General features: G+C 69.3%; 24 protein-coding genes and 1 riboswitch. Of the genes, 12 read left to right on the top strand and 12 right to left on the bottom strand.

The annotated features are described in order from the left end of the window. Positions 1 to 33 precede the first annotated feature (33 nt). A complete protein-coding gene (locus ACX80F_RS14110) occupies positions 34 to 405 on the bottom strand; it encodes a YtxH domain-containing protein (protein WP_459337030.1) in 372 nt (123 codons plus the stop codon). Between the two features lie 181 nt (positions 406 to 586). On the opposite strand from ACX80F_RS14110, the gene ACX80F_RS14105 reads away from it, so the two are divergent. Continuing rightward, positions 587 to 1,390 (top strand): DNA-formamidopyrimidine glycosylase family protein, encoded by an 804-nt coding sequence (locus ACX80F_RS14105; RefSeq protein ID WP_459337029.1) that lies wholly within the window; start codon positions 587 to 589, stop codon positions 1,388 to 1,390. Between the two features lie 33 nt (positions 1,391 to 1,423). Here ACX80F_RS14105 and ACX80F_RS14100 read toward each other — a convergent pair whose 3' ends face one another. Continuing rightward, positions 1,424 to 2,659 carry a glycoside hydrolase family 26 protein gene (locus tag ACX80F_RS14100; protein WP_459337028.1) on the bottom strand — a complete coding sequence of 412 codons (1,236 nt, stop codon included), beginning with the start codon at positions 2,657 to 2,659 and terminating at the stop codon, positions 1,424 to 1,426. A 16-nt stretch (positions 2,660 to 2,675) separates the two neighbouring features. Next, a riboswitch (cyclic di-GMP riboswitch) is annotated at positions 2,676 to 2,750 on the bottom strand. 254 nt (positions 2,751 to 3,004) lie between these two features. Between ACX80F_RS14100 and ACX80F_RS14095 the strand changes: the two genes are divergently transcribed. Then, positions 3,005 to 3,676: a peroxiredoxin-like family protein gene (locus ACX80F_RS14095; RefSeq protein ID WP_459337027.1), complete on the top strand. Its 672-nt coding sequence runs from the start codon at positions 3,005 to 3,007 to the stop codon at positions 3,674 to 3,676. Positions 3,677 to 3,721: 45 nt separating this feature from the next. On the opposite strand, the gene ACX80F_RS14090 is transcribed toward ACX80F_RS14095, so the two are convergent. From ACX80F_RS14090 to ACX80F_RS14075, 4 genes are all read right to left on the bottom strand, one after another. Continuing rightward, entirely contained in the window at positions 3,722 to 3,997 is a 276-nt protein-coding gene (locus tag ACX80F_RS14090; RefSeq protein WP_459337026.1) for a hypothetical protein, read from the bottom strand. A 238-nt stretch (positions 3,998 to 4,235) separates the two neighbouring features. After that, positions 4,236 to 4,991, bottom strand: a complete 756-nt coding sequence (locus ACX80F_RS14085) for an ANTAR domain-containing protein (RefSeq protein ID WP_459337025.1) — start codon at positions 4,989 to 4,991, stop codon at positions 4,236 to 4,238. Between the two features lie 113 nt (positions 4,992 to 5,104). Beyond that, on the bottom strand, positions 5,105 to 5,335 hold the full coding sequence (locus tag ACX80F_RS14080) for a hypothetical protein (protein ID WP_459337024.1): 231 nt from the start codon (positions 5,333 to 5,335) through the stop codon (positions 5,105 to 5,107). A gap of 347 nt (positions 5,336 to 5,682) precedes the next feature. Then, positions 5,683 to 6,711 (bottom strand): LacI family DNA-binding transcriptional regulator, encoded by a 1,029-nt coding sequence (locus ACX80F_RS14075; RefSeq protein WP_459337023.1) that lies wholly within the window; start codon positions 6,709 to 6,711, stop codon positions 5,683 to 5,685. 112 nt (positions 6,712 to 6,823) lie between these two features. Between ACX80F_RS14075 and ACX80F_RS14070 the strand changes: the two genes are divergently transcribed. From ACX80F_RS14070 to ACX80F_RS14060, 3 genes are all read left to right on the top strand, one after another. Continuing rightward, positions 6,824 to 7,558 carry a sugar phosphate isomerase/epimerase family protein gene (locus ACX80F_RS14070; protein ID WP_459337022.1) on the top strand — a complete coding sequence of 245 codons (735 nt, stop codon included), beginning with the start codon at positions 6,824 to 6,826 and terminating at the stop codon, positions 7,556 to 7,558. Further along, complete coding sequence (locus tag ACX80F_RS14065) at positions 7,555 to 8,676, top strand: Gfo/Idh/MocA family protein (protein ID WP_459337021.1); 1,122 nt, start codon at positions 7,555 to 7,557, stop codon at positions 8,674 to 8,676. Before ACX80F_RS14070 ends, ACX80F_RS14065 begins: the two co-directional genes overlap by 4 nt. A gap of 212 nt (positions 8,677 to 8,888) precedes the next feature. Then, entirely contained in the window at positions 8,889 to 9,521 is a 633-nt protein-coding gene (locus ACX80F_RS14060) for a uracil-DNA glycosylase family protein (protein ID WP_459337020.1), read from the top strand. Between the two features lie 56 nt (positions 9,522 to 9,577). On the opposite strand, the gene ACX80F_RS14055 is transcribed toward ACX80F_RS14060, so the two are convergent. Together ACX80F_RS14055 and ACX80F_RS14050 are read right to left on the bottom strand one after the other, a co-directional pair. Further along, positions 9,578 to 9,934, bottom strand: coding sequence for a hypothetical protein (locus tag ACX80F_RS14055; protein WP_459337019.1), 357 nt, complete (start codon positions 9,932 to 9,934; stop codon positions 9,578 to 9,580). Positions 9,935 to 10,241: 307 nt separating this feature from the next. Then, positions 10,242 to 10,712, bottom strand: a complete 471-nt coding sequence (locus ACX80F_RS14050) for a DUF1801 domain-containing protein (RefSeq protein ID WP_459337018.1) — start codon at positions 10,710 to 10,712, stop codon at positions 10,242 to 10,244. Between the two features lie 131 nt (positions 10,713 to 10,843). On the opposite strand from ACX80F_RS14050, the gene ACX80F_RS14045 reads away from it, so the two are divergent. From ACX80F_RS14045 to ACX80F_RS14035, 3 genes are read left to right on the top strand one after another with little or no spacing between them, the layout of a single operon-like run. After that, positions 10,844 to 11,911: a spore photoproduct lyase family protein gene (locus ACX80F_RS14045; RefSeq protein WP_459337017.1), complete on the top strand. Its 1,068-nt coding sequence runs from the start codon at positions 10,844 to 10,846 to the stop codon at positions 11,909 to 11,911. 57 nt (positions 11,912 to 11,968) lie between these two features. Next, on the top strand, positions 11,969 to 13,132 hold the full coding sequence (locus tag ACX80F_RS14040; RefSeq protein WP_459337016.1) for a glycoside hydrolase family 26 protein: 1,164 nt from the start codon (positions 11,969 to 11,971) through the stop codon (positions 13,130 to 13,132). After that, complete coding sequence (locus tag ACX80F_RS14035) at positions 13,129 to 13,878, top strand: YqjF family protein (RefSeq protein ID WP_459337015.1); 750 nt, start codon at positions 13,129 to 13,131, stop codon at positions 13,876 to 13,878. The genes ACX80F_RS14040 and ACX80F_RS14035 overlap by 4 nt, the downstream gene beginning before the upstream one ends. A 53-nt stretch (positions 13,879 to 13,931) precedes the next feature. Here ACX80F_RS14035 and ACX80F_RS14030 read toward each other — a convergent pair whose 3' ends face one another. Continuing rightward, entirely contained in the window at positions 13,932 to 14,630 is a 699-nt protein-coding gene (locus ACX80F_RS14030; RefSeq protein WP_459337014.1) for an SDR family oxidoreductase, read from the bottom strand. 137 nt (positions 14,631 to 14,767) lie between these two features. Between ACX80F_RS14030 and ACX80F_RS14025 the strand changes: the two genes are divergently transcribed. Genes ACX80F_RS14025 through ACX80F_RS14015 form a run of 3 tightly spaced genes read left to right on the top strand, consistent with a single transcriptional unit; the run spans position 14,768 to position 17,254 of the window. Next, the gene (locus tag ACX80F_RS14025) at positions 14,768 to 15,205 is read left to right on the top strand and encodes a nuclear transport factor 2 family protein (RefSeq protein ID WP_459337013.1); all 438 of its coding nucleotides are present in this window, start codon (positions 14,768 to 14,770) and stop codon (positions 15,203 to 15,205) included. Next, a complete protein-coding gene (locus ACX80F_RS14020; protein ID WP_459337012.1) occupies positions 15,202 to 16,617 on the top strand; it encodes a purine-cytosine permease family protein in 1,416 nt (471 codons plus the stop codon). The genes ACX80F_RS14025 and ACX80F_RS14020 overlap by 4 nt, the downstream gene beginning before the upstream one ends. Next, on the top strand, positions 16,604 to 17,254 hold the full coding sequence (locus ACX80F_RS14015) for a cyclase family protein (protein WP_459337011.1): 651 nt from the start codon (positions 16,604 to 16,606) through the stop codon (positions 17,252 to 17,254). The genes ACX80F_RS14020 and ACX80F_RS14015 overlap by 14 nt, the downstream gene beginning before the upstream one ends. Positions 17,255 to 17,347: 93 nt before the next feature. Here the strand turns inward: ACX80F_RS14015 and ACX80F_RS14010 are convergent, their stop codons facing one another. Both ACX80F_RS14010 and ACX80F_RS14005 read right to left on the bottom strand, forming a co-directional pair. Further along, a complete protein-coding gene (locus tag ACX80F_RS14010; RefSeq protein WP_459337010.1) occupies positions 17,348 to 18,211 on the bottom strand; it encodes an aldo/keto reductase in 864 nt (287 codons plus the stop codon). Between the two features lie 70 nt (positions 18,212 to 18,281). Then, on the bottom strand, positions 18,282 to 19,406 hold the full coding sequence (locus ACX80F_RS14005; RefSeq protein WP_459337051.1) for an alcohol dehydrogenase catalytic domain-containing protein: 1,125 nt from the start codon (positions 19,404 to 19,406) through the stop codon (positions 18,282 to 18,284). A gap of 117 nt (positions 19,407 to 19,523) precedes the next feature. On the opposite strand from ACX80F_RS14005, the gene ACX80F_RS14000 reads away from it, so the two are divergent. After that, positions 19,524 to 20,720 (top strand): TerC family protein, encoded by a 1,197-nt coding sequence (locus ACX80F_RS14000; RefSeq protein ID WP_459337009.1) that lies wholly within the window; start codon positions 19,524 to 19,526, stop codon positions 20,718 to 20,720. On the opposite strand, the gene ACX80F_RS13995 is transcribed toward ACX80F_RS14000, so the two are convergent. Continuing rightward, positions 20,717 to 21,121: a hypothetical protein gene (locus tag ACX80F_RS13995; protein WP_459337008.1), complete on the bottom strand. Its 405-nt coding sequence runs from the start codon at positions 21,119 to 21,121 to the stop codon at positions 20,717 to 20,719. The genes ACX80F_RS14000 and ACX80F_RS13995 overlap by 4 nt on opposite strands. Positions 21,122 to 21,200 lie beyond the last annotated feature (79 nt).

Here is a 21,200-nt window from a genome sequence, read left to right as displayed (position 1 = left end):
ACACCATGTCGGGGCCCGCCACCCTTGCGCTCGCTACTTCCCGAGATCCTTCCCGAGATCAGGGCGGGTCTCGCTGTCCTGGGCCTGGAACGGGGTGTCCTCGATGTCGCGGGGGTTTCCCCCGGCCGGCCCGGTGGTGGCCGTGGTCCCGGCACCGACCTTCGCCTTGCCGCCCTTGCCGGAAGCGGACTCGCCCTTCTTCAGGGCGCCCTTCAGGGTGTCCTGCACCTTCGGGGCCTTGGTCTTGATGGTGTCGGTGGTCGAGGAGACGGTGTCCTGAACCTTCGGGTTCTCCCACAGCTTCTGCGCCTTGCTCTTGAGCTGCTCGTAGCTCTCCCGGCCGGCCCGCGTCCCGAGGACGTACCCGGCTGCCATTCCTGCGGCGAAAACAAGCTTGTTCTTCATGGTGTTCTCCCTTCGTTGGACTATGTTCCTTCCGAATCTAGACCACGCGGTCGGCCTCCGGCGAGAGTAGTGTCTGCGGGCACCATGCTGTAGGAGCGCCGGGGTGCCGGTGGTGCTACCGGATGGAGCGTCGGTGCCGGGCGCTAGGTTGGCGATGGTGGCAACAGGACAGGGAGGCTCCATGCCCGAGGGGGACAGCGTGTTCCGCCTGGCGATCCGCCTGCGGGGATCCCTCGACGGGCGCACGCTGCGCCGCGGCGACCTCCGGGTGCCCGCGCATGCCGAGACGCCGCTGGACGGGATGCGCATCGCCGGGCACGTGACCCACGGCAAGCACCTGCTCACGCGGTTCGACGGCGGCCTGACCCTCCACACGCACCTGCTGATGCAGGGGTCATGGACGGTCACGACCCCCGGGAGAACGCTGCCGCGGAAGCTCCTGCCGGAGGCGCGGGTGATCCTCGCCGTGCGCGACGGCCCGACCGCGTACGGACTGGGCCTACCCGTCGTCGACCTGCTGGACACCCGGGCGGAGGGCGACGCCGTGGGGCACCTCGGCCCTGATCCGCTGCGGCAGGACTGGTCCGCGGACGAGGCGGTGCGCAGGCTGCGCCGCGACCCGGGGGAGCGCGTGGCAACGGCCCTGCTGGATCAGCGGAACGTCGCCGGGTTCGGGAATCTGTGGGCCAACGAGCTCTGCTTCCTGCGGGGCATCCACCCCGACACGGTGATGGCCGACGTGGACGTCCCGGCGCTGGTGGCCCTCGGTGCACGGTGCCTGCGGTTCTCGGCGACGCAGCAGGGAGCGCATCAGGTCACCACGGGGAACACCCGCCGGGGGGAGAAGCACTGGGTCGCCGGCCGCGCCGGCAGGCCGTGCCTCCGGTGCGGCACCATCGTGCGCGTCAGGGCGGAAGTGCCGAACGACCCGGGCCGGCGTCGCACCTGGTGGTGTCCCCGCTGCCAACCGGCGCCGCCGGACTGAGGCCGGGGCCCGACCTCCTGGTGCGCGCAGTCCTCAGCGCCGCGCGGCGAGGGCGGCTGCGAAGGCGTCGGCGGACGCTGCGGAGCTGTCGATGCGCCAGTCGGTTTCCTTGGCGATGTGGAACCAGACGAGCCCGACGACGTCCGGCTGCGCGGAGACGTACTCGAAGAGGGAGGAGATCCACTGGGGCTTGGACCCGCCGAGCTCCGACGACGCCGTCTCGGCGATCATGATCGGCGTGCCCGGGGCGAGCTGCCGGAGCTGCGCGATCCCGCCACCGAACAGTGCCTCGGGTTCCTGCCAGGAGCTCCATGACTGCGAGGTGCCCCAGTTGTAGCCGTCGAGCGCCGCGACGTCGACGTAGCCCGCGCCCGGGTAGAGCTGATCCAGGGGCGTCGATCCCCAGTAGGGGACGTTCGGGTTCCACACCCAGCTGATGTTGGTCGCGCCGGTGGAAGCGACGACGTCGTGCACGTGCCGGTAGGCGGCAACGTAATCGGCCGCCGTGTTGCCGTTGACGCCCGCAGCCCACGGGTACCAGTCACCGTTCATCTCGTGCGCGAAGCGCAGGTACACGGGCTGCCCCCAGCGTCCCAGGTCGGTGCCCCACTCGCGGAGGTAGGCGTCGAACTCGCCGGCGGCGATACGGTCGAGCGAGTAGGCGGGCTGCTCGGTGCCTCCGCCCCAGGTCCACGGCTCCCAGGTCAGCAGCGTCTCGGCGCCGCGGGCGCGCACGGCATCCAGCTCCGCGATCGGTGCGGGCTGGTTGAAGTCCTTGTAGGACAGCACGATGGAGGGCGCCTCGCCTGCGAGGGCAGCGACGGCGTCGAGCTCACCGCCGGCTGCGGGCCCCCCATTGGTGCCGACGCCGAAGCGGATCCCTTTGGTGACACCCGGTGCAGGCGCCGGGGCGAGGATGGTGTAGCCGGCGCTCGCAGTGGAGGCGCCCGCCGTCGCCGTGATGCTCACGGTGTCGGTCCCCGCCGGCACGATCGATACGGTGAAGGCGCCCTGCGGCGTCGTGGTCAGGGCCGCGCTCGCGGTCCCGGCCACAATGGTCCCCTTCGTCCTCTTGGGGAAGCCCGCGCCCGTCACCGTGACGGAGGCACCAGGTGTTCCGGAGTCGGAACTGACGGTGATCGTGGCCGCGGCCTGGGCCGGCGCCGGGCTCACCCCGAGCATCAGGACGGACAGCGCCACGAAGACCACGACGAGTCGCGCGGCGGTCGTCCGGGTCGCGGATGCTGTGAGACGGGGAACGGTGAGCATGATCGGCACCTCGGGGTTCGGTGGCCCGGCTGACCGCGAGGGTCCCGTGGCTTTGCGTCCCCGGCTCGCGCAGGGTTTGCCTTTGTCGCCGAGCGGTCGCCCGGGCGTCGTCGGTCCCCGCATTGTGGGGCCCATCCCATTGTGCCGTCGCACCCGCAGGACGGGGCAGGAATTCGCCGTACTGCGGCGAAGGATTCCGGCAGATCTTCCGCAGGGCGTGGTCGCACAGGCGTCGGGCGCAGCCGGAGGGACGTGACCGTGGCCTTGGGAAATCGTGTGGTGTGCACCACAATTGAGAGTGCGGCGGGCTGGAGGCTCCCGTCGCGGGTGTGTCGAGGGGGAAGTTTGAAGCAGAGACAGAAATTCACGGAGACGATCGCGGCGCAGGTGGCCGAGTTCCAGCCGACGTTCGACGCGCAGGTCGGTCCGGCGCTCGCGGAGGTCTTCGCGATGGAGCAGGAGGAGCTCCGCCGCGCAGCGCTTCCGGAAGGAATCGCCCGCGTGGGCGAGAAACTCCCCGAGGCCGTCGTGTACGACGACGGGGGGCATCCAGTGCCCCTGCGGGAGGTCCTCGGTGCGGCGGCCGCGATCATCGTCTTCTACCGCGGCGGGTGGTGTCCCTACTGCAGCATCGCCCTGCAGACCTATCAGCGGGAACTGAGCCCTCTTGCGGAGACGTTCGGGACGCGGCTCATCGCGATCAGCCCGCAGGCCCCGGAGATCGCGCGGAGCATGGCGAGCGAGAAGGGGCTGTATCTGCCGCTCTACTCGGATGCAGCGAACTCCCTCGCCTCACTGCTCGGGATCGTCACGACGCCGAGCCCCGAGTCGACGCTGGCGCGCATCGCCCTCGGCGTGGACGTCGCCGGGTCCAATCTGGGCCGGACCCCGACGATCCCCTTCCCCGCGGTGATCGTCGCCGACGCGACGGGCACCATCCGGTTCATCGACGTGCAGGTGGACTACACGAACCGCACGGAGACCAGCGACATCATCGATGCCCTCGTCGCCCTCTGAGGCGATACCGCCCTCCGGGACGATACCGGGCGACGACCGTGAGGCTCAGGCTTCCTTGACCTGGCTGTCGACGGCGTCCTCGAGTGCGTCGTCTCCGGCATCGGACGCCGGGGTGTCGCGGATCAGCTGTCGGCGATCGAGCTCCTCGCGGAGCTCGTGGTGCTGCCCATCGGTCTCCGGATCCACTTCACCGTCGCGGACGTACTGCACATCCCTCGACCGGTGGTTCCTGCTGTTCAGGATGTCCAGGTCGTCCCGATCGATCGACGTCAGATCCTCCGGGAACGCCTTCTCCGGATCCAGCCTGCTGTTATCACTCACGAAGTGCCTCATTCACGTGCCACGAACTCGGGAGCCCCGCTTCTAGAGGCGAGAACGACACTACCGTAATCGCCTCCTGGTTCCCGGTTTCCCCTGTCGCACGGCATCCCTGTCACACGGCGTCCCGGGAGCCCGGAGGCACGCTGAGCCGGATGTGTTCCGTACTCGAGCGTGCTCGAGATGGACAGGGCGACATCGCAGAAGTTTGCCGAGCGCCGCATCAGCCGCACCACCCGGGTCACGAATTGAAGTGCGTGGTCACCGGTTCCGCCTGCCCCACCGATGCGAGTATGCCGGCCGCGAGGTCCGCCACCTTCACGTTCCGGGTGGATGATGCCTGTCGGAGGATCGCGAAGGCCTCCTTCTGGGTGCACCTGTTCTGGGCCATGATCGCGCCGACCGCCGTGTCGATGGTGGTGCGGTTCACCATGGCGGCCTTGAGGTGCTGCGTGTCCTCGCTGAGCTTGGCGATCCGCACAGCCAGGCGGAGGGAGCGGGAGGCATCGCGTGCGAGGCCTTCGGCCACCGCGATGCCCGTCGCATCGAAGGCATCCGGGGAGGTGGAGTAGAAGTTCAGACCGGCGCTGGCGCCCTCGTCGAGGCGGATGGGTATGCCGAGGGCCGAGCGCAGGCCATGGGAGGCGATGGCGGTGCGGTATTCAGGGAAGCGTTCCTCGGTCAGGAAGTCCCGGATATATACGGTCTCACCCGTGCGGGCGGCCCGGAGGCAGGGGCCGTCGTCGAACCCGTATTGCACTTCGTCGACTTCACGGGCCTTGTCGCTGCTGCTGGCGACGGTGATCATCGATCGTGGGCGCAGGAGCGTCACGCCGCAGAACACCTCACCGTAGGCGCCGCTGAACGCCTCGGCGGCGATGGTCGCGAGGCCGGCGAGGAAGTCCTGGACGTCGTCGCTCTCCAGGACCATGTCCTGCAGGAGCGCGGTGACCGGATCGCGATCGATCTCGCGAGCAAGGTCCTTCTCATCGGGCATACGGCTGGTTCCTTGGACGAAGCGGCTAACGGGCCAACGATCAGCGCCATCCGCCCGGAAGCGGATCGACGGGAAATGCGGTTCAGGGAATCCGCCGGAACGTTGTTCTGCCATCAACTGTACGACCCGGTGCCGGTGGGGTGCTCCACGTGGTCGCCCCGTGCACGCAGAGCCTGTGTGACGTCGGAGCCTGCCACGGTCCGGCCCAGTTTGTCCGGATTGCGCACGAGGTAGACCCCGCTGACCCTGCCTCGCTCGTCCACCCCCACGGCGACGGTCAGTTCCAGCCGGTCATCCGTGTGGACGAGGATGTCCCGGCAGCGTGACGGATCGCCCGTCGGCATCGATCCAGAGCGCTCGGGACGGGAGGCGATGCACCCGCGGATGCAGCACCCTCGGCCAGTCCACGCCTGCCGTGTCCCGGCTCCCCGCGGCCACCCTGTGCAGCCGGATGCGTTCCGTGAACTGCGCCCCCGGGTCCACCAGGGTGACCTCCAGCGGGATCCGGCCCGCGGCCCGACCCGCAACCCTGTTCGCCGCCATCACCCCCGCGTACCCGCCACCGACGACCACCACGTGGACTGTCCCGCTCATCACGCCTCTCTTCCCCAGGAGTTCCCGACACCATCAAGACACCGCTCGCCGGCGGTCTGTGACAGGGGTCGGCACCCGGACCGTCGGGCCCGGTCGCTCAGCCCGTGGTGGTGCTGGACCTGACCACGAGTTCGCCCCGGGGCATGGACGCGGACTGGATCGTCCCGGTGTCGAGCAGGGCGAGCAGGAGTTCGGCGGCCACCCGGCCCTGCATGCCCGGGTTCCTGGACAGGGCTGTGACCGCAGGGAAGGCGAGCCGGCAGTGCAGGGAGTCGTCCCAGCTGATGATCGCCACGTCGTCGGGGCAGCGCAGGCCGAGGTCGCGCAGGGCGAGCAGCCCGCCCATCGCCATGAGGTCGTTGCCGAACACCACCGCCGTCACCGGCGTCTCCGACGCGTCCGGTGCGCGGAGCAGGGTCTCGACGGCGTCGTGCCCGGACTGAAGCGCATAGTCCGCCTCGTACTGGACGATTCCCATGCCGTGGCCCGCCGCACGTTCCCGCACCCCGCGGATGCGCTCCTTCTCGTGCAGGAACCGGTGCGGTCCGGACACGTGCCCGACGCGGCGGTGTCCTGCGTCGTGGAGGTGGTCGACGATGGTTGCGGCGTCGACGACGTGGTCCGTCGTCGTCCCGGACACGGTGGGCGGCCTGCCGGTCTCGGGTGCCCCGTGCAGCACGAACGGCAGTCCCAGGCGGTCCAGCAGCGCGGGGCGGGGGTCCTCGAGCAGGTGATCGAACACGAGGACGCCGTCGACCTTCCGTTCCCCGGCCCAGCGCTCGTAGGTGGCACGCTCCTGGGCGGGGTCGTTGCCGACCATGCGCAGCATCAGGGCCATGTCGCGCTCGGCGAGGGCGGTCTCGATGCCGGTGAGCAGCCCCATGTGGTACGGCTCGGTGCCGATGAGCAGGGGGTCGGCGGACAGCACCATGCCGACGGCTCCCGCACGCGACCGGGAGAGTGCACGGGCCGAGGAGCTGGGGTACCAGTCGAGTTCGGCGGCGAGGTCCAGGACGCGGCGCCGGGTCACCTCGCTGACTCCCGGCTGGCCGTTGAGCGCGTAGGAGACGGACGCCTTCGAAATGCCCAGCCTCTTCGCCAGGCCGGCAATGGTTTCCTTGGCCATGGGGTACACCCTAGCCGCACGAATTGCTTGACCGACCCCGACGTATCACCTACCTTCGAGCTAGCGACTGAACCGGTTCAGTCGCCCCGACTTTCTCACCGAGGAGAACCCCGTGACGTATTCGCTCCAGCTCTACACCCTGCGGACGGCGATGGGTGAGGACCTCCCCGGCACCATCAAGCGCGTCGCCGACCTCGGCTACACCGCCGTGGAGCCCTACAACTTCGTCGCCACCGCGGATGAACTGGCAGCCGCACTGTCGGAGAACGGGCTCACCGCCCCGTCCGGCCACGCACCCCTGCTCGGCGCGGACCAGGACGAGATCTTCGAGGCCGCACGCAAGCTCGGCATCGGGACCGTGATCGACCCGCACGTCGAGCGTTCCCGGTGGACCACGGACGAGGACATCCGCGCCACCGCGGAGGCCCTCAACGCGGCAGCCCGGAAGGGCGCCGGGTACGGCATCACCGTCGGCTACCACAACCACGAGTTCGAGCTCGAGGAGCGCATCGACGGCACCTCCGCCCTCGAGGTGCTCGCGGGCTATCTCGATCCTGAGGTCGTCCTCGAGGTGGACACGTACTGGGCGGCCGTCGGTGGCGAGAATCCCGTCGAGCTGCTGAACCGCCTCGGCGGCCGGGTGCGGTTCATCCACATCAAGGACGGTCCGCTCACCAAGGACAACAAGGAGCAGGTAGCCGTCGGCTCCGGCAGCATGCGCATCTGGGACGTGCTCGGTGCCGCTCCAGGGCTCGAGGCCGCCGTCGTCGAACTCGATGATTTCGACGGCGACATCTTCAGTGCCGTCGCGGACAGCCTCGCGTACCTCCAGGAGGGACAGAAGTGAGCACTGCAGCAGAGCGCACAGGCCCCGTCGGAGTCGCCGTCGTCGGCGCCGGGGTGATCAGCAAGGAATACCTCACCAACCTGACGGCCTTCCCGGACGTCACGGTGCACATCGTGGCCGACATGTTCGAGGAGGTCGCCGCCGTCCGCGCCGCCGAGTTCGGCGTCCCGTCCTCCGGAGGCGTCCAGGACGCGCTGGACCACCCCGACGTCGAGATCGTCGTCAATCTGACCATCCCCGCCGCGCACGTCGAGGTGGCCACCGCCGCGGTGAACGCGGGCAAGCACGTCTGGAGCGAGAAGCCCTTCTCCCTGGACCGTGAGAGCGGCATCGGCCTCCTGAAGACCGCGGATGCCGCCGGGCTCCGCCTGGGCTGCGCCCCCGACACCTTCCTGGGCGCCGGCCTGCAGACGGCGTTGCGGCTCGTGGCCCGCGGCGACATCGGCGTGCCACTGACGGCGCTGACCCTGATGCAGTCGCCGGGTCCGGAGTCGTGGCACCCGAACCCGGCGTTCCTCTTCCAGGAGGGTGCCGGGCCGTTGTTCGACATGGGGCCCTATTACCTGACGACGCTCGTCCAGACCTTCGGCGCGATCACGAAGGTCGCGGGGTTCGGTTCCACGTCCCGCGCGACGCGCACCATCGGGTCGGGGCCGAAGGCCGGCGAGGTCTTCGACGTCACTGTCCCGTCCCACGTCAGCGCGATCGCCCAGTTCGCGAACGGCGAGTCCTCGCAGAGCATCTTCAGCTTCGACTCCCCGCTCAAGCGGGCGGGCTTCATCGAGATCACCGGCACCGAGGCGACCCTTGCGTTCCCCGACCCGAACACGTTCACCGGCGATCTCCTGCTCACACGCCGCGGGGCTGACGAGCCCGAGGTGGTCCCGGCCGTCGGCGCGACATCCACCCGCGGCAGCGGCGTGCTCGAGATGGCCAGGGCCCTGCGGGACGGACGCCCGCATCGTGCACAGGGCGAGACGGCGTACCACGTGCTCGATGCGATGGTCTCGATCTCGGAGAGTATCGCCACGGGCGGCTTCGTCTCGCTCTCGAGTACCGCGACGGCGGCCGATCCGCTGCCCGAGGAATGGGACCCGTACGCCGCAACCCTCGCCTGAGCCCTCCCGTGGGCCGCCGTCAACAGCGACCCCCGGGAGGAACCGGGGACGTCGATCGCCGGGCTTCCGACGGCCTGCGTTCCGCCGAGGTCGAGTACCTGCCGGGGCACGGTGGCGGCGACGCCCGTCGGGTACTGGCGTAGGCTGGGAGATGCGGGCACGTTCGCGCCACCTCTGGCGCCGTCCGCGAGGAGGCGGAATTGGTACAGCGTATGTCAGACCCCACGTACAGGGCTCAGCAGTGGGAACAACGATACGATCCGCAGATCGAGGACGTGAACCGGCTGTGTGACTCCCTCGCCGAGGCGAAGCCGGGTTCTGCGGTGCCCTACATCGATCCGATCCACGACGTCGACGGCTGCAAGATCGTCAGTCTCTTCTCCAATCCTGGGTCCTCCCTGCCCTCCGGCTTCGTCTCGTTCGAGAACGACGACCCGAGCTCCGTTCGCATGGCGGGTATCTACGAGGCCGTCGGACTGCGCCCCGACGCCTTCATGCCCTGGAACGCCCACCCGTGGTACCTGCCCGAGGGCAAAGAGCGCGCGCTGACCATGGACCAGATCGCCGACGGCGTGAAGCCCCTGCTCACCTTCCTGCAGCAGGTTCCGCGGGCGTCGGCGCTCGTGGCGCACGGCGCCGACGCGCACAAGGCAGCGCGCCGGCTCATGAAGCTCGAGAACCGGGCCATCGCCAAGCGCGGGTTCAAGATCTACGAGGTCCGCTCCCCGGGGGAGCGTGCCTTCAAGGGCACGCCCGTCAACCAGGAGCTGTGGCTCAAGGAGATCCAGGCGGCGTACACCGACGCGATGGGACGCGCGGGAATCCGCGCCCGCCAGTCCATCTGACGCTCCGCAGGGCGTCGACTACGAGCCGTACGTCCCCGACACGGACCGGGTGGACCTCAGGCGCGGTCGCCGGGCGAGGTGCGCCCACTGCGGGCGGAGTGCCCGTTCGACCGCTTCAGGGCGAGTCCCCGCAGCGTCGCCGCGATGTCCTCGATGGACTGCTGGACCCACGCGATCGCGTCGTCGTCCGTCATCTGTGTCTCCGCGTCAGGGGCGTCGGAACGATGCGCGACGGCGAGCCGCCCGACCGTCCCCTCAAGACGCTCGAGCAGAGCCTCGGTCTCGGCAGCGAGCTGATGGACCAGGGTGTCCCCGCCCCGCGCATTCCTCCCGCCGGGCACCGCGAGGAGCGCGCTCCGGTGCGAGATGGCTTCGTTCACGGGCGTGGGGGCAGACTGGCACTGTGTGCTCATGGATCTGAGACCTCGGTATGGTGGCGCACCCTGGCATAGCTCAGGGACGGAAAAAGGCATTGACAGGGACAGTGTGCCACTACCCTGTCGCAATTCCAGCAATTTCGGACCACGGGCATCCCCGGAAGCTACTGATGAGTAGGGGCAGTGGGCCCGGCCCCCGTCAGGCCTCCCGCTTCGAGGTGAGGTAGGTCGACCCGTCCGCGGTGCGCACCACCGTCCAGCGGATCCTTCGCGCCCACTGACTCCTTTCGGCGCCCCGAGCAGGAGGTCGTCCTGCTCGGTGCTCTCCGGTCGGAGGCAGGGACTACCGGTCAGGCTGCTGGGGATCTCGTGGGGAGAGGGCGGCGTGGGTCGCCTGGGTGAAGTTCTCCGTCGTCATGAAGTCGTGTCCGCGCCGCACCAGGTCCTCGAGGACGGCGAGGTCGACGGCGGCGAGCGTGGTGACGTACAGACACCCGGCGCCCCGCCGGTACTTGCCGAGGCGCGGCAGCAGATCCTCCACATCGGGGGCGGCGAGCAGGCCGTAGAGTGCCTGCGCCGTGCTCCGCGGCGAGAACCCGACGGACAGGGCATCGCCCTCGTGCCCCGAGGCGTACCGGTAGTGGTACTGGCCGAAGCCGATCATCGAGGATCCCCACATCACGCCCCGCTCGCCCGTGACCCTGCCCATGAGATCGAGCAGGACCAGCGCGTCGGCTCGCCGCGTCGGATGCGCCACCGACTCGATGAACGAGCGCGGATCCTGATCCGTCGGCTGTGTCAGCAGTTCGGCCACGATACGGCCACCTTTCTCGGGGGCGTACCGTCGGCGCCTGTGCAGCCAGAATAGACGGGTCGTCGGCCGCGTCGGAAGTGTCGGTGGCGGAGGCTATCGTCGGAGCAACGACGGACACTTCGAAGGGTTGTATGCTCCAGGCCAGCACGTTGCTCCAGATCCGCCGCATCTACGTCGAGCCCGCTGCGGCTGCCCTGCCGCGCGGCCAGGAGATCCTCGCACGGTGGCCGGACGCCGACTTCGTCGAGGTGGCGAGCCACTGGCGCATCCCGGAACTCAGCGGGGACGAGGCGAACGTCCGCCGCTGGGTCCGCATCAAGACCGAGGCCCTGATCGTCGGCGTCAAGAAGTCCCTCACCGCGAAGCCCAACGGAAGGTCGGCGGACTTCATTGCACCCTCGACGGCGAACGGCTGCGCCATGGCCTGCGCCTACTGCTACGTCCCGCGCCACAAGGGGTACAGCAACCCCATCACCGTGTTCGCCAACATCGAGCAGATCAGCGGCTACCTCGAACGGCACGTGGCGCGTCAGGGCATGAAGCTGGAACCGAACCAGTGCGACGAGCACGCCTGGGTGTACGACATCGGGGAGAACAGTGACTGCTCGGTGGACGCACTCGTGAGCGACAACGTGCGCGACCTCGTCGACCTGTACCGGGACCTGCCGACCGCGAAGCTCTCCTTCGCCACCAAGTACGTCAACCGGGACCTGTTGTCATGGGATCCCCAGGAACGCACCCGCATCCGCTTCTCCCTCATGCCCGAGAAGCTCGCCCGCACCGTGGACGTCCGCACGACGCCGGTCGCGGAGCGCATCGCCGCGATCAACGACTTCGTGGAGGCGGGCTACGAGGTGCACGTCAATTTCTCCCCGGTGATCATCACACCCGGCTGGCAGGACGACTGGCGTGAACTCTTCGGCCAGCTCGACGCCGCCCTGTCGCCCGCGGTGAAGAAGCAGCTCGCCGCGGAGGTCATTTTCCTGACACACAATCAGCAACTGCACGAGGTCAACCTCGGCTGGCACCCGCAGGCCGAGGAGATCCTGTGGCGACCGGACCTGCAGGAGACCAAGCGGTCCCAGAACGGGTTCACGAACGTGCGCTACGTCGCCTACGACAAGCGGGGCTACCTCGACGAGTTCCTCCGCCTCGCCGCCGCGCAGCTGCCCTACTGCCGGATCCGCTATGCCTTCTAGCACCCGCCGCCGCGCCGACACCGCAGACCACCGATCCGCCGACGGTAGATTGTCCCCGTGGTCTCAAACCTTGCGCGCCTCGTCACGGCGCTGTTGCTCCTCTGCCTGTGCGCCTGCAACATCAACCCTGCCGCCGTCACCTGCGACCCCATCGACGGCCGGAACCTCGCGCCGGCCGAGGGCACGCTCATGGGAGTGAATCTCGAGTGGGGGAGGGAGACCCTCGCGGAGTACTCGGACAAGCTCGGTGAGCGTCCCGCCGTCGCCGTGACCTTCGCGGATTTCCCTTTCTCTCCGGAGGACCCGCACCTCATCAGCGCAGCTGCCGAGCAGGCGCGACAGACGGGAGCCGCGCTCCTGCTGACGCTGGAACCCGTCGAGGGGCTGGCTGCGGTCACCGACGAACGCGCGAGCGAACTCTCTGCCCTGCTCGCGGGCTTCAACACGAACGGGGTGCCGGTCATCGTGCGGTTCGCCCACGAGATGAACGGGTCGTGGTATCCATGGGGTCAGCAGCCCGCCGAGTACATCGCAGCCTTCCGCCGCGTGGCCGACGCCGTCCATCGGGACGCCGCCGGGTCCGCCATGATGTGGGCGCCGAACTACGGTGGCGGGTACCCCTTTGCCGGGGGGGCGAAGGAGTCCCTCCCCGGAGCCGAAGGCTTCGACGAGCTCGACACCACTGGGGACGGCTCGCTGACCGTGCTGGACGACCCCTACGCGCCCTATTACCCCGGTGACGACGCCGTGGATTGGGTGGGCATGTCCCTGTACCACTGGGGAGATGCCCACCCCTGGGGCGAGAGCGAGATGCCGGAGGAGGGCAAGTTTGCTGCACAGCTCACGGGCACCTACGACGGCGACAACGGCGACGAATCGATGCTCCCCGACTTCTACGCCGTCTACGGCCTGGGCCACGGCAAGCCCGTCGCGATCCCGGAGACCGCGGCGCTTGTCGATGACACCATCGGTGACCTGCGGACACTGAACATCAAACGGGCCTGGTGGCAACAAATCTTCGATCCGACCGTCCGTGAGCGCTTTCCCCGGCTCGCAATGGTGAATTGGTTCGAATGGAACAAGATGGAACCCGAGGTGGGCGCCGCCGTGGACTGGACCGTCGTCGAGGACCCGGTAATCCGCGCCGAGTTCACGGAGGCGCTGCCCGACTGGTACCGGTTCGCCGACCAACCCGAGAACTGTGGGGAGCCGCTGTCATGACCACCGACCATCATCAAGGACAGGGCTGGCATCTCGCCCCGGAGCTGCCCCGCCCCGTGATCATGGACCAGTTCTGGGCTGACGCGGTCTTCCTGCACTGGCGGATCGACGCCGCGGCCGTGACCGGCTTCATGCCGCCCGGCGTCGAGCCCGACGTCGTGGACGGTTCGTCCTGGGTGGGCCTGATCGGCTTCCGAATGGTCGGCGCGGGACTGGGCCACGGCCTGCCCGTCCCGTATTTCGGGTCCTTCACCGAGATCAACGTCCGGCTCTATTCACGGGGTCCCGACGGCACCCGCGGTGTCGTGTTCGTGACGCTGGATGCCTCCCGCCTCGCCGTCGTCCTCGCCGCCCGCGCCGGCGGCATCCCGTACGTGTGGTCGAAGTGCTCCCCGCTCGAGCGCGGGGATGGCGCGCGCCGGGAGTACGGCTACGACGTCGTCCGGTACCGAGGGCAGGCCTCCTCCCGCTTCACCGTGCGGCCGGACACGGGGACGACGGCGGAGGACTCTCTCTCCCTGGAGCTCACGGCGCGCTTCGGGCTGCACAGTGTCCTCGCCGGTCGGACGCTCTACATCCCCAACACCCACGCGCCGTGGGCGCTCCACCCTGCCAACCTGACGGAGCTCGACGACGGGCTGCTCGCCGCGGCGGGGCTCCGGGTGGACGGGCCGCCGGAGTCCGTCCTGTTCTCGCCCGGTGTGCAGACACAGTTCGGCAAGCCCCGCGTGGTGCACTCGGGGTGATTCCCCGGGGCTCGCGCGAGCGCTCGTCCGCCCGCGGAAGCCGGCCGGAGGCGCTACGCGAGGGCGATGCCCGAGGGCCGGATGCTCAGGGTCTCGATGGTCGATTCGCGGGTCGCGTCGACGGCGAGACGCACGGCCCGAGCCACCTGGTCCGGTTGGATCCACGCCTCGGGCCGGTAGTCCTTACCCTCCCAGGCGTGCAGTTCCTCCTGCATGTCGGTGGCCACCCTCCCGGGGTGGATGGAGCTGACCCGGACGCCGTGCCGGCGCTCCTCCTCGCGCAGCGCATCCGTGAGCGCGCGCAGCGCGAACTTGGTGCCGCTGTAGGCGGCCGAGCCGGCGCCGGAACTGTAGCCGGAGCCGCTGTTGATGGTGACGACCTGCCCGCCCGCGGCGCGCAGGGCCGGCAGGAGGGCCCTGGTCAGGGACGCCACAGCGAACACATTGACCTCGAAGCTCTCGCGCCAGGCGTCGTCGGTCAGGTCGGCCACCGAGCCCATCCGCAGGACGCCCGCCGAGTGGACCAGGACGTCGAGTCGCGGGATGCCGGCGACCGCGGCGGCCACCTCACCGGAGTCGCGCAGCTCCGCGGCGAACGGCTCCGCCGAAGGGAACGACGACGACAGCTCCGCGAGGGCCGGCAGGTCGCGTCCGCCGAGCAGCAGGTGGTGCGTGGGGGCGAGCTCGTCGGCGATGGCGCGGCCGATGCCGCGGGAGGCGCCCGTGATGAGGGCGACGGGGGAGGAGGACATGCCCACACCCTAGCAACGCGTCCGTTCCCGTGGGGCGCGGCTCCAATGGCCCTGCGTTGACAATGAAGTCCACGTCACACAAGATCACGTGACAACAAAAGTTCACTGGGGGACAACTTCGAGAGATGAGAGGGCACATGCCTGACCTGAATCCACCCCATGAGCACCTCACGGAGGGCGACGTCCTCGCGGCAGCCGAGGTGCTCGTCGCTGCCTTCCGTGCGACGGACACCGAGGCCTACTTCGGGTGCTTCGCCCCGGATGCCACCTTCGTGTTCCACACGGAAGCCCGCCGGCTCGAGGACAGGGCGGCCTACGAGGAGCTGTGGGCGGGGTGGATCGCCGACGGCTGGCGCGTGACGGACTGCATCAGCAGCGACCCGCGCGTGCAGGTCGTCGGGACGGCGGCCGTCTTCACCCATCACGTCCGGACCACCACCTCGGTCGGAGGCGCGAGCGAAACGACCAGCGAGCGGGAGACGATCGTGTTCCGCCGCGCGGGCTCCTCGATCGAGGCCGTCCACGAACACCTCAGCCCCGCCCATCACGACCTCACGGAAGAGAGCGCCTCATGACGCAGGCCAACCAGACCTCGGCGTATCGGCGCCTGTCCGACCACCTCGACAAGAATTCCGACGGGTACGGACCGTTGCGCGGCACGCTCGGAACCGCGCGTATGGGCATGATCTGGCTCGCCGCCAACCTCGTCGTGACCACCCTGCTCACCGGGACGCTCTTCGTTCCGGGGATCAGCTGGGGCCTCGCGGTCGGCATGATCATCCTCGGCACCCTGATCGGGGGCTCGGTGCTGGTGCTGGTCGGGAACATGGGCACCCGGACCGGCCTGCCCACGATGTCGCTCACCAAGGGGTCCTTCGGGCTCCGCGGCTCCTTCCTCCCGGTCGCCGCGAACGTCGTCATCCTGATGGGCTGGAGCTGGGTGCAGGCCATGCTCGCGGGGGTCACCGTCAACTTCCTCGTCGAGCAGGCCACCGGCTTCTCCAGCCCGGTCCTGTTCTCCGTGCTCTGCCAGCTGCTCGTGGTCTGCCTCGCGATCTTCGGTCATACGGGGATCGCCCGCGTGGAGCCGTGGCTCGCTCTCGTGATCCTCGCCTTCATGGCCTACATCTTCACCACGGCGTTCCTCGCCTACAGTCCCGCAGACTTCGCGTCGATCCCTCAGGACGCCGCCGCCGGGTGGACGCCCGTGGTGGCCCTCGACGTCGTCATCGCCACCGCCATCTCCTGGACCGTGCTCTCCGCCGAGTTCAACCGCCTCGCCCGGACCCAGTCCGCCGGCATGATCGGTTCCGGCGTGGGCTACGTCCTGTCCACGGTCCTCGCCATGACCCTCGGCGCCACGGCCATCGGCTACGTGGTGCTCGCCGGTGGCGAGGCCGTGCCCTTCGACCCCACCGTGATCGTCGCAGCGTTCGGCGCACCGCTGGCCGTCGTGATCTTCCTGTCCGTCATGGCCACGAACACCATGGTGGTCTACGGGATGGTCGCTTCCGTGGTGAACATGGCGCCGTCCCGCCGCGTCACCTTCCTGCCGACGGCGATCGTCCTCGGCGTGATCTCGATCCTGGGCTCCACCTGGCTCGCCCTCCTCAACCAGTTCACCGCGTTCCTGGTGGTGATCGGCGCGCTGTTCATCCCGGTGTTCGCCGTCATGCTCGTCGACTACTACCTGGTGAAGTCCCGCCACTACGGACGCGACATCCTGCGCGCCCGCGGCGGCGAGTACTGGTACCGGGGCGGCGTCAACATCGCCGCCGTGCTGGTATGGCTGATCGGGGCGGCGGCCTCCCTCCTGCTGACCTACCGCGTGCCGAGCCCGATCGGCGCCACGATTCCCACCTTCGTGCTCTCGGCCCTGCTGTACCTGGCATGGGCCGCGGCCACCGGGCGGATCGACCGCACACGGCGCCCGCACGCCCACCTCCTCGACCTGCCGGAGGAGAGCACCGCCCGTGCGGATCGTTGACCTGTCCCAGCCGGTCCACACCGGGATGCAGGTTTATCCCGGTGACCCGGAGGTCACCCTGGCCACGGTCGCCACCGTCGTCGAGGACGGCTACCAAGTGGCCTCCCTGCACGCCGGCTCCCACACCGGGACCCACCTCGACGCGCCCCTCCACTCGATCCCGGGTGGACGGGCCGTGGACGCCATCGACCTCGCGCGGCTCGTGGGGCCTGCGAGGATCGTGCAGTGCACGGGTCTTCCCGCGCGTGGGACCATCCGGTGGTCCGCTGTGGCGGATCAGCTCGAGGACCTCGACGGCGTGGCCATGGTCCTGTTCCGCACGGACTGGTCCGAGCACTTCGGCTCGGAACGCTACCTCGAGCACCCGGTCCTCGCGGCCGAGGTGGCCGAGCGGCTGCTCGACGCCGGGATCACCGTCGTCGGCGTCGACACCCTCAACCCCGACGCGACGCTCGACAACGGGGACGAGCTGCCGTTCCACGCCGCCTTCCTCGGGGCCGACGGCGTGATCGTCGAGAACCTGGCGAACCTGGTGCAGGTGACGTGGGACCGTCCGCTGGTATCGGTGCTTCCGCTGGCCCTGGCCGGGACGGACGGCGCGCCCGTCCGAGCCGTCGCGATGCGGCAGGACGGCTAGCCCCGGGCCGTGCACCCGCCGCGGCGGCCCGGACCCGGTGGGGCGGTCCCCCGGGTCTGGGCACCCGCCGCGGCGTTCCCCCACAGATGGGGGTCAGTCGGTGCGGGAGAGCAGCGCGATCTCGTCGGGGGTCAGCTCGAGCTCCGCGGCGCGGGCCGAATCCTGGACGCTCTCGGGACGGGACGCCCCCGGGATGGGGATGACCGTCGGTGCGAGGGCGAGTTCCCACGCCAGGCACACCTGCTGGGGGCTGACACCGTGCGCGTCGGCGACCTCCTGGAAGGGCGTGAACTGCTCGCCGAGCCCACCGGCCTTCTTGATCCCGCCGAGGGGGCTCCACGGCAGGAACGCGATGCCGTTCTCGCCGCAGTAGCGCAGTTCGTCCTCACTCGACCGGAAGGCGGGGGAGAACTGGTTCTGCACGGAGGCCAGGGCGCCGCCGAGGATCTCGTTCGCCTTCCTGATCTGGTGCACGGTGGCGTTCGAGATGCCGGCCAGGCGGATGACCCCCTCGTCCAGCAGGTCCTTGAGGGCACCGACAGAATCCTCGTACGGGACCTCGGGGTCCGGCCGGTGGAACTGGTAGAGGCCGATCGCGTCCCCGCCGAGCCGCTTGAGGGAGGCTTTCGCGGCCTCCTTCAGGTACTCCGGGCGGCCGTTCAGGGTCCAGGATCCGTCGCCCGGCCGGAGGTGCCCGCCCTTGGTCGCGACGAGGACATCGGAGCTGTCCCCGCCGTAGTGCGCCAGTGCCTTGGCGATCAGCAGCTCGTTGTGGCCGACGTCGTCCGCGTCGCGGTGGTAGGCGTCCGCGGTGTCGATCAGGGTGACGCCGGCGTCCAGTGCGGCATGGATGGTGCGGAGGGAACGGTCCTCGTCGGGACGTCCCTCGATGGACATGGGCATGCCGCCCAGTCCGAGGGCGCTGACCGGGGTACCGCCGAGCGGGCGTTGCTGCATTGCTGTTCTCCTTCGGGTAGACGTGCCGACGCCATGGTAAGCACGCCGCGCAGCCCGGGGTGGAACGCCCTCAGTCCTTGCGAAGCGTGAAGATCCGCCGTACCACCCGGCCCTCGGCGAGCGCGTCGAGGCTTTCGTTGAGGTCCTCGAGTGGGCGGGTGTCCGTGTGGAGCAGCTCGACCGGCAGGCGCCCCTGGCGCCACAGCTCCAGGTAGGCGGGGATGTCCCGCTCCGGGACGGCGTCCCCCATGTAGGACCCGAGCAGGCGCCGCCCCGACCCCGCGAACTGCAGGGCCTGCGTGGAGAGCTCCTGGTCAGGGTGCGGCAGGCCCACGGACACGAGGGCGCCGCCCCGGGCGAGCAGCCCGAGGCCCGCCTCCATCACGCGGGCACTCCCCACCGCCTCGATCACGACGTCGGCCCCGCCGTCCGTCGCCCGCCCCACCAGGTCGGCGGCCTCCTCCGGAGCGCCGGCATACTGCGCCCCGCAGCGCAGGCCGAGCTCCTGCTTGGCGGCGAGGGGATCGATCGCGATGACGGTCGTCCCGGGGATCTGCGCGGCGGCCATCACTGTCATGAGTCCCACGGCGCCGAGACCGAAGACGACCACCGACTGCCCTTCCCCGACGGCGGCGGTGTTCAGGACGGCGCCGATCCCGGTGAGGGCAGCGCAGCCGAACATGGCGGCGACATCGAACGGGACGTCGTCGTCGATCACGACCACCGATTCGCGGGCGACAACGGCATACTGCGCGAACGCGGAGACCCCGAGGTGGTGGTTGATGCGTCCGCCGTCGGCATCGCGCAGCAGGGCGGGCCCGTGCAGCAGGTCGCCGCTGCCGTTGGACTCCGCGCCCCGGTAGCAGAGCGCCGGACGGCCGGCCGAGCAGGCGCGGCACTCCCCGCAGGCGGGCACGAAGACCAGCACCACGCGGTCGCCGACGCGCACGTCGCCGACGCCGTCACCGATGGCCTCGACGACGCCCGTCGCCTCGTGGCCGAGCGCCATGGGCAGGGGGCGGAGGCGTGACCCGTTGATGACGGACAGGTCCGAGTGGCACAGGCTGGCCCGGGCGATCCGCACGAGCACCTCGCCCCGGCGCGGGTCGGGGACGGGGACCGTTTCGAGGGACAACGGGGCGCTCGTGGCATAGGGAACGGGCAGCTCGGCGGAGCGAAGCACCGCAGCGCGCATCATCGGGCTCATGGCAATCCTTGTCATGTAAAGAGGGACTGCGCCAGTCTAGGGGCGTACCCGTACCGTTAGCGGGAGAATCGGGACCATCACCAACGACGGCGGGAGATGCTCGGCATGGAAGTACCGTTCTACGTCTGGGTCGGCACCATCATCGGCATCGTGGGGCTGCTGCTGTTCGACTTCTTCTTCCACGTCCGCAAGGCGCACAGCCCCACGCTGCGGGAGTCGGCGATCTGGTCCTCGATCTACGTCGGCCTCGCGCTGCTGTTCGGCGTCGGTGTGCTGGTGTTCGGCGGGACGACCATGGGCACCGAGTACTTCGCCGGGTACGTCACGGAGAAGGCGCTCTCCGTGGACAACCTGTTCGTCTTCCTCATCATCATGGCGAGCTTCAAGGTGCCCCGCGCGGACCAGCAGAAGGTGCTGCTCTTCGGCATCGTCTTCGCGCTGATCGCCCGCACCGGGTTCATCTTCCTCGGGGCCGCGCTGATCAACAGCTTCGCCTGGGTGTTCTACATCTTCGGCCTGATCCTCCTGCTCACCGCAGGCAACCTGCTCAAGCCGGACGGACACGACGACGCCGGCGACAGCCTCATCATCCGGCTCGCGAAGCGTTTCCTTCCGGCCTCCGAGCACTACGACGGAGACAAGCTGTTCACCGTCGTCGACGGCAAGCGCGTCCTCACCCCGATGCTGCTGGTGATGGTCGCGATCGGCGGCACGGACATCCTCTTCGCCCTCGACTCCATCCCGGCGATCTTCGGACTGACGCAGAACACGTTCATCGTGTTCACCGCCACGGCCTTCTCCCTCATGGGGCTGCGGCAGCTGTACTTCCTCATCGACGAGTTGCTGGACCGCCTGATCTACCTCTCCTACGGCCTGGCGTTGATCCTCGGATTCATCGGCGTGAAGCTCATCCTCCACGCCCTGCACGAGAACACCCTGCCCTTCATCAACGGCGGCGAGCACGTCGAGGTGGTCGAGATCAGTACCGGGCTCTCACTCGGCGTGATCCTCGGCGTGCTCATCGTGACCGTCCTGGCCTCCGTACTGAGTCCCAAGGGGCGGGCCAAGAACGAGATCTCCGGAGCGAAGCGGCACGCCACCGCGTACCTGGACCTCAACTACGAGACCGACATGAACGAGCGCGAGAAGATCTTCGCGCGGCTGTGCGCCGAGGAGAAGGACCTGCGGGAGCTGCCGGAGAAGTACAAGCGCCTCATCCGGAACGAGACCGAGTTCATGGAGCTGATCCGTGCGGCGCATGCCGCGCACGACGCCGCGCTCGAGCGGGAACCGGGCCGCTAGGCGCGTCCGCCCGCGATGGAGCGGTTCAGGACGCCGGTGCCCAGGATCTCGTCGAGCAGTTCCAGCGGGGAGCCGGGCGGCAGCGGGATGCCGGGGGTCCCCGGCGCCGTCGGGCCGACGTCGTCACCCCCGCCTGCCGGTGCCGGGGCCGTGTACCGGGTCCACGAGTAGGGGGCGCGGCCGGCGCGGGACTCCTCGGCCGGGACGACGTCGTCGATCAGTTCGTTGACGGCCTGCGAGACGAGGTCGGCGTCCTCGACGTCGAGGACGAGGATCCCGTGGAGGTAGGCGTCGAACTCGAAGTAGTCGGCCGCGCCCCCCATGTTGCAGTAGTGCATCCACGTCTCGTAGACGGAAAGCCCCACAAACTCCATGGCCATCAGCGTGTCGTCGTGCTGCATCCTGCTCAACCCCCTGGCGCGGCCCGAGATGAGCCTTCCTCGATCCTGTCGAACCAAGGTCAAGTGAACCGGGGGTCCA

The sequence above is a fragment of the Arthrobacter sp. TMS2-4 genome, from assembly GCF_054511075.1.
Note: the sequence above shows the minus strand (reverse complement) of the source record. Positions and strands in the feature narration are given on the sequence as shown.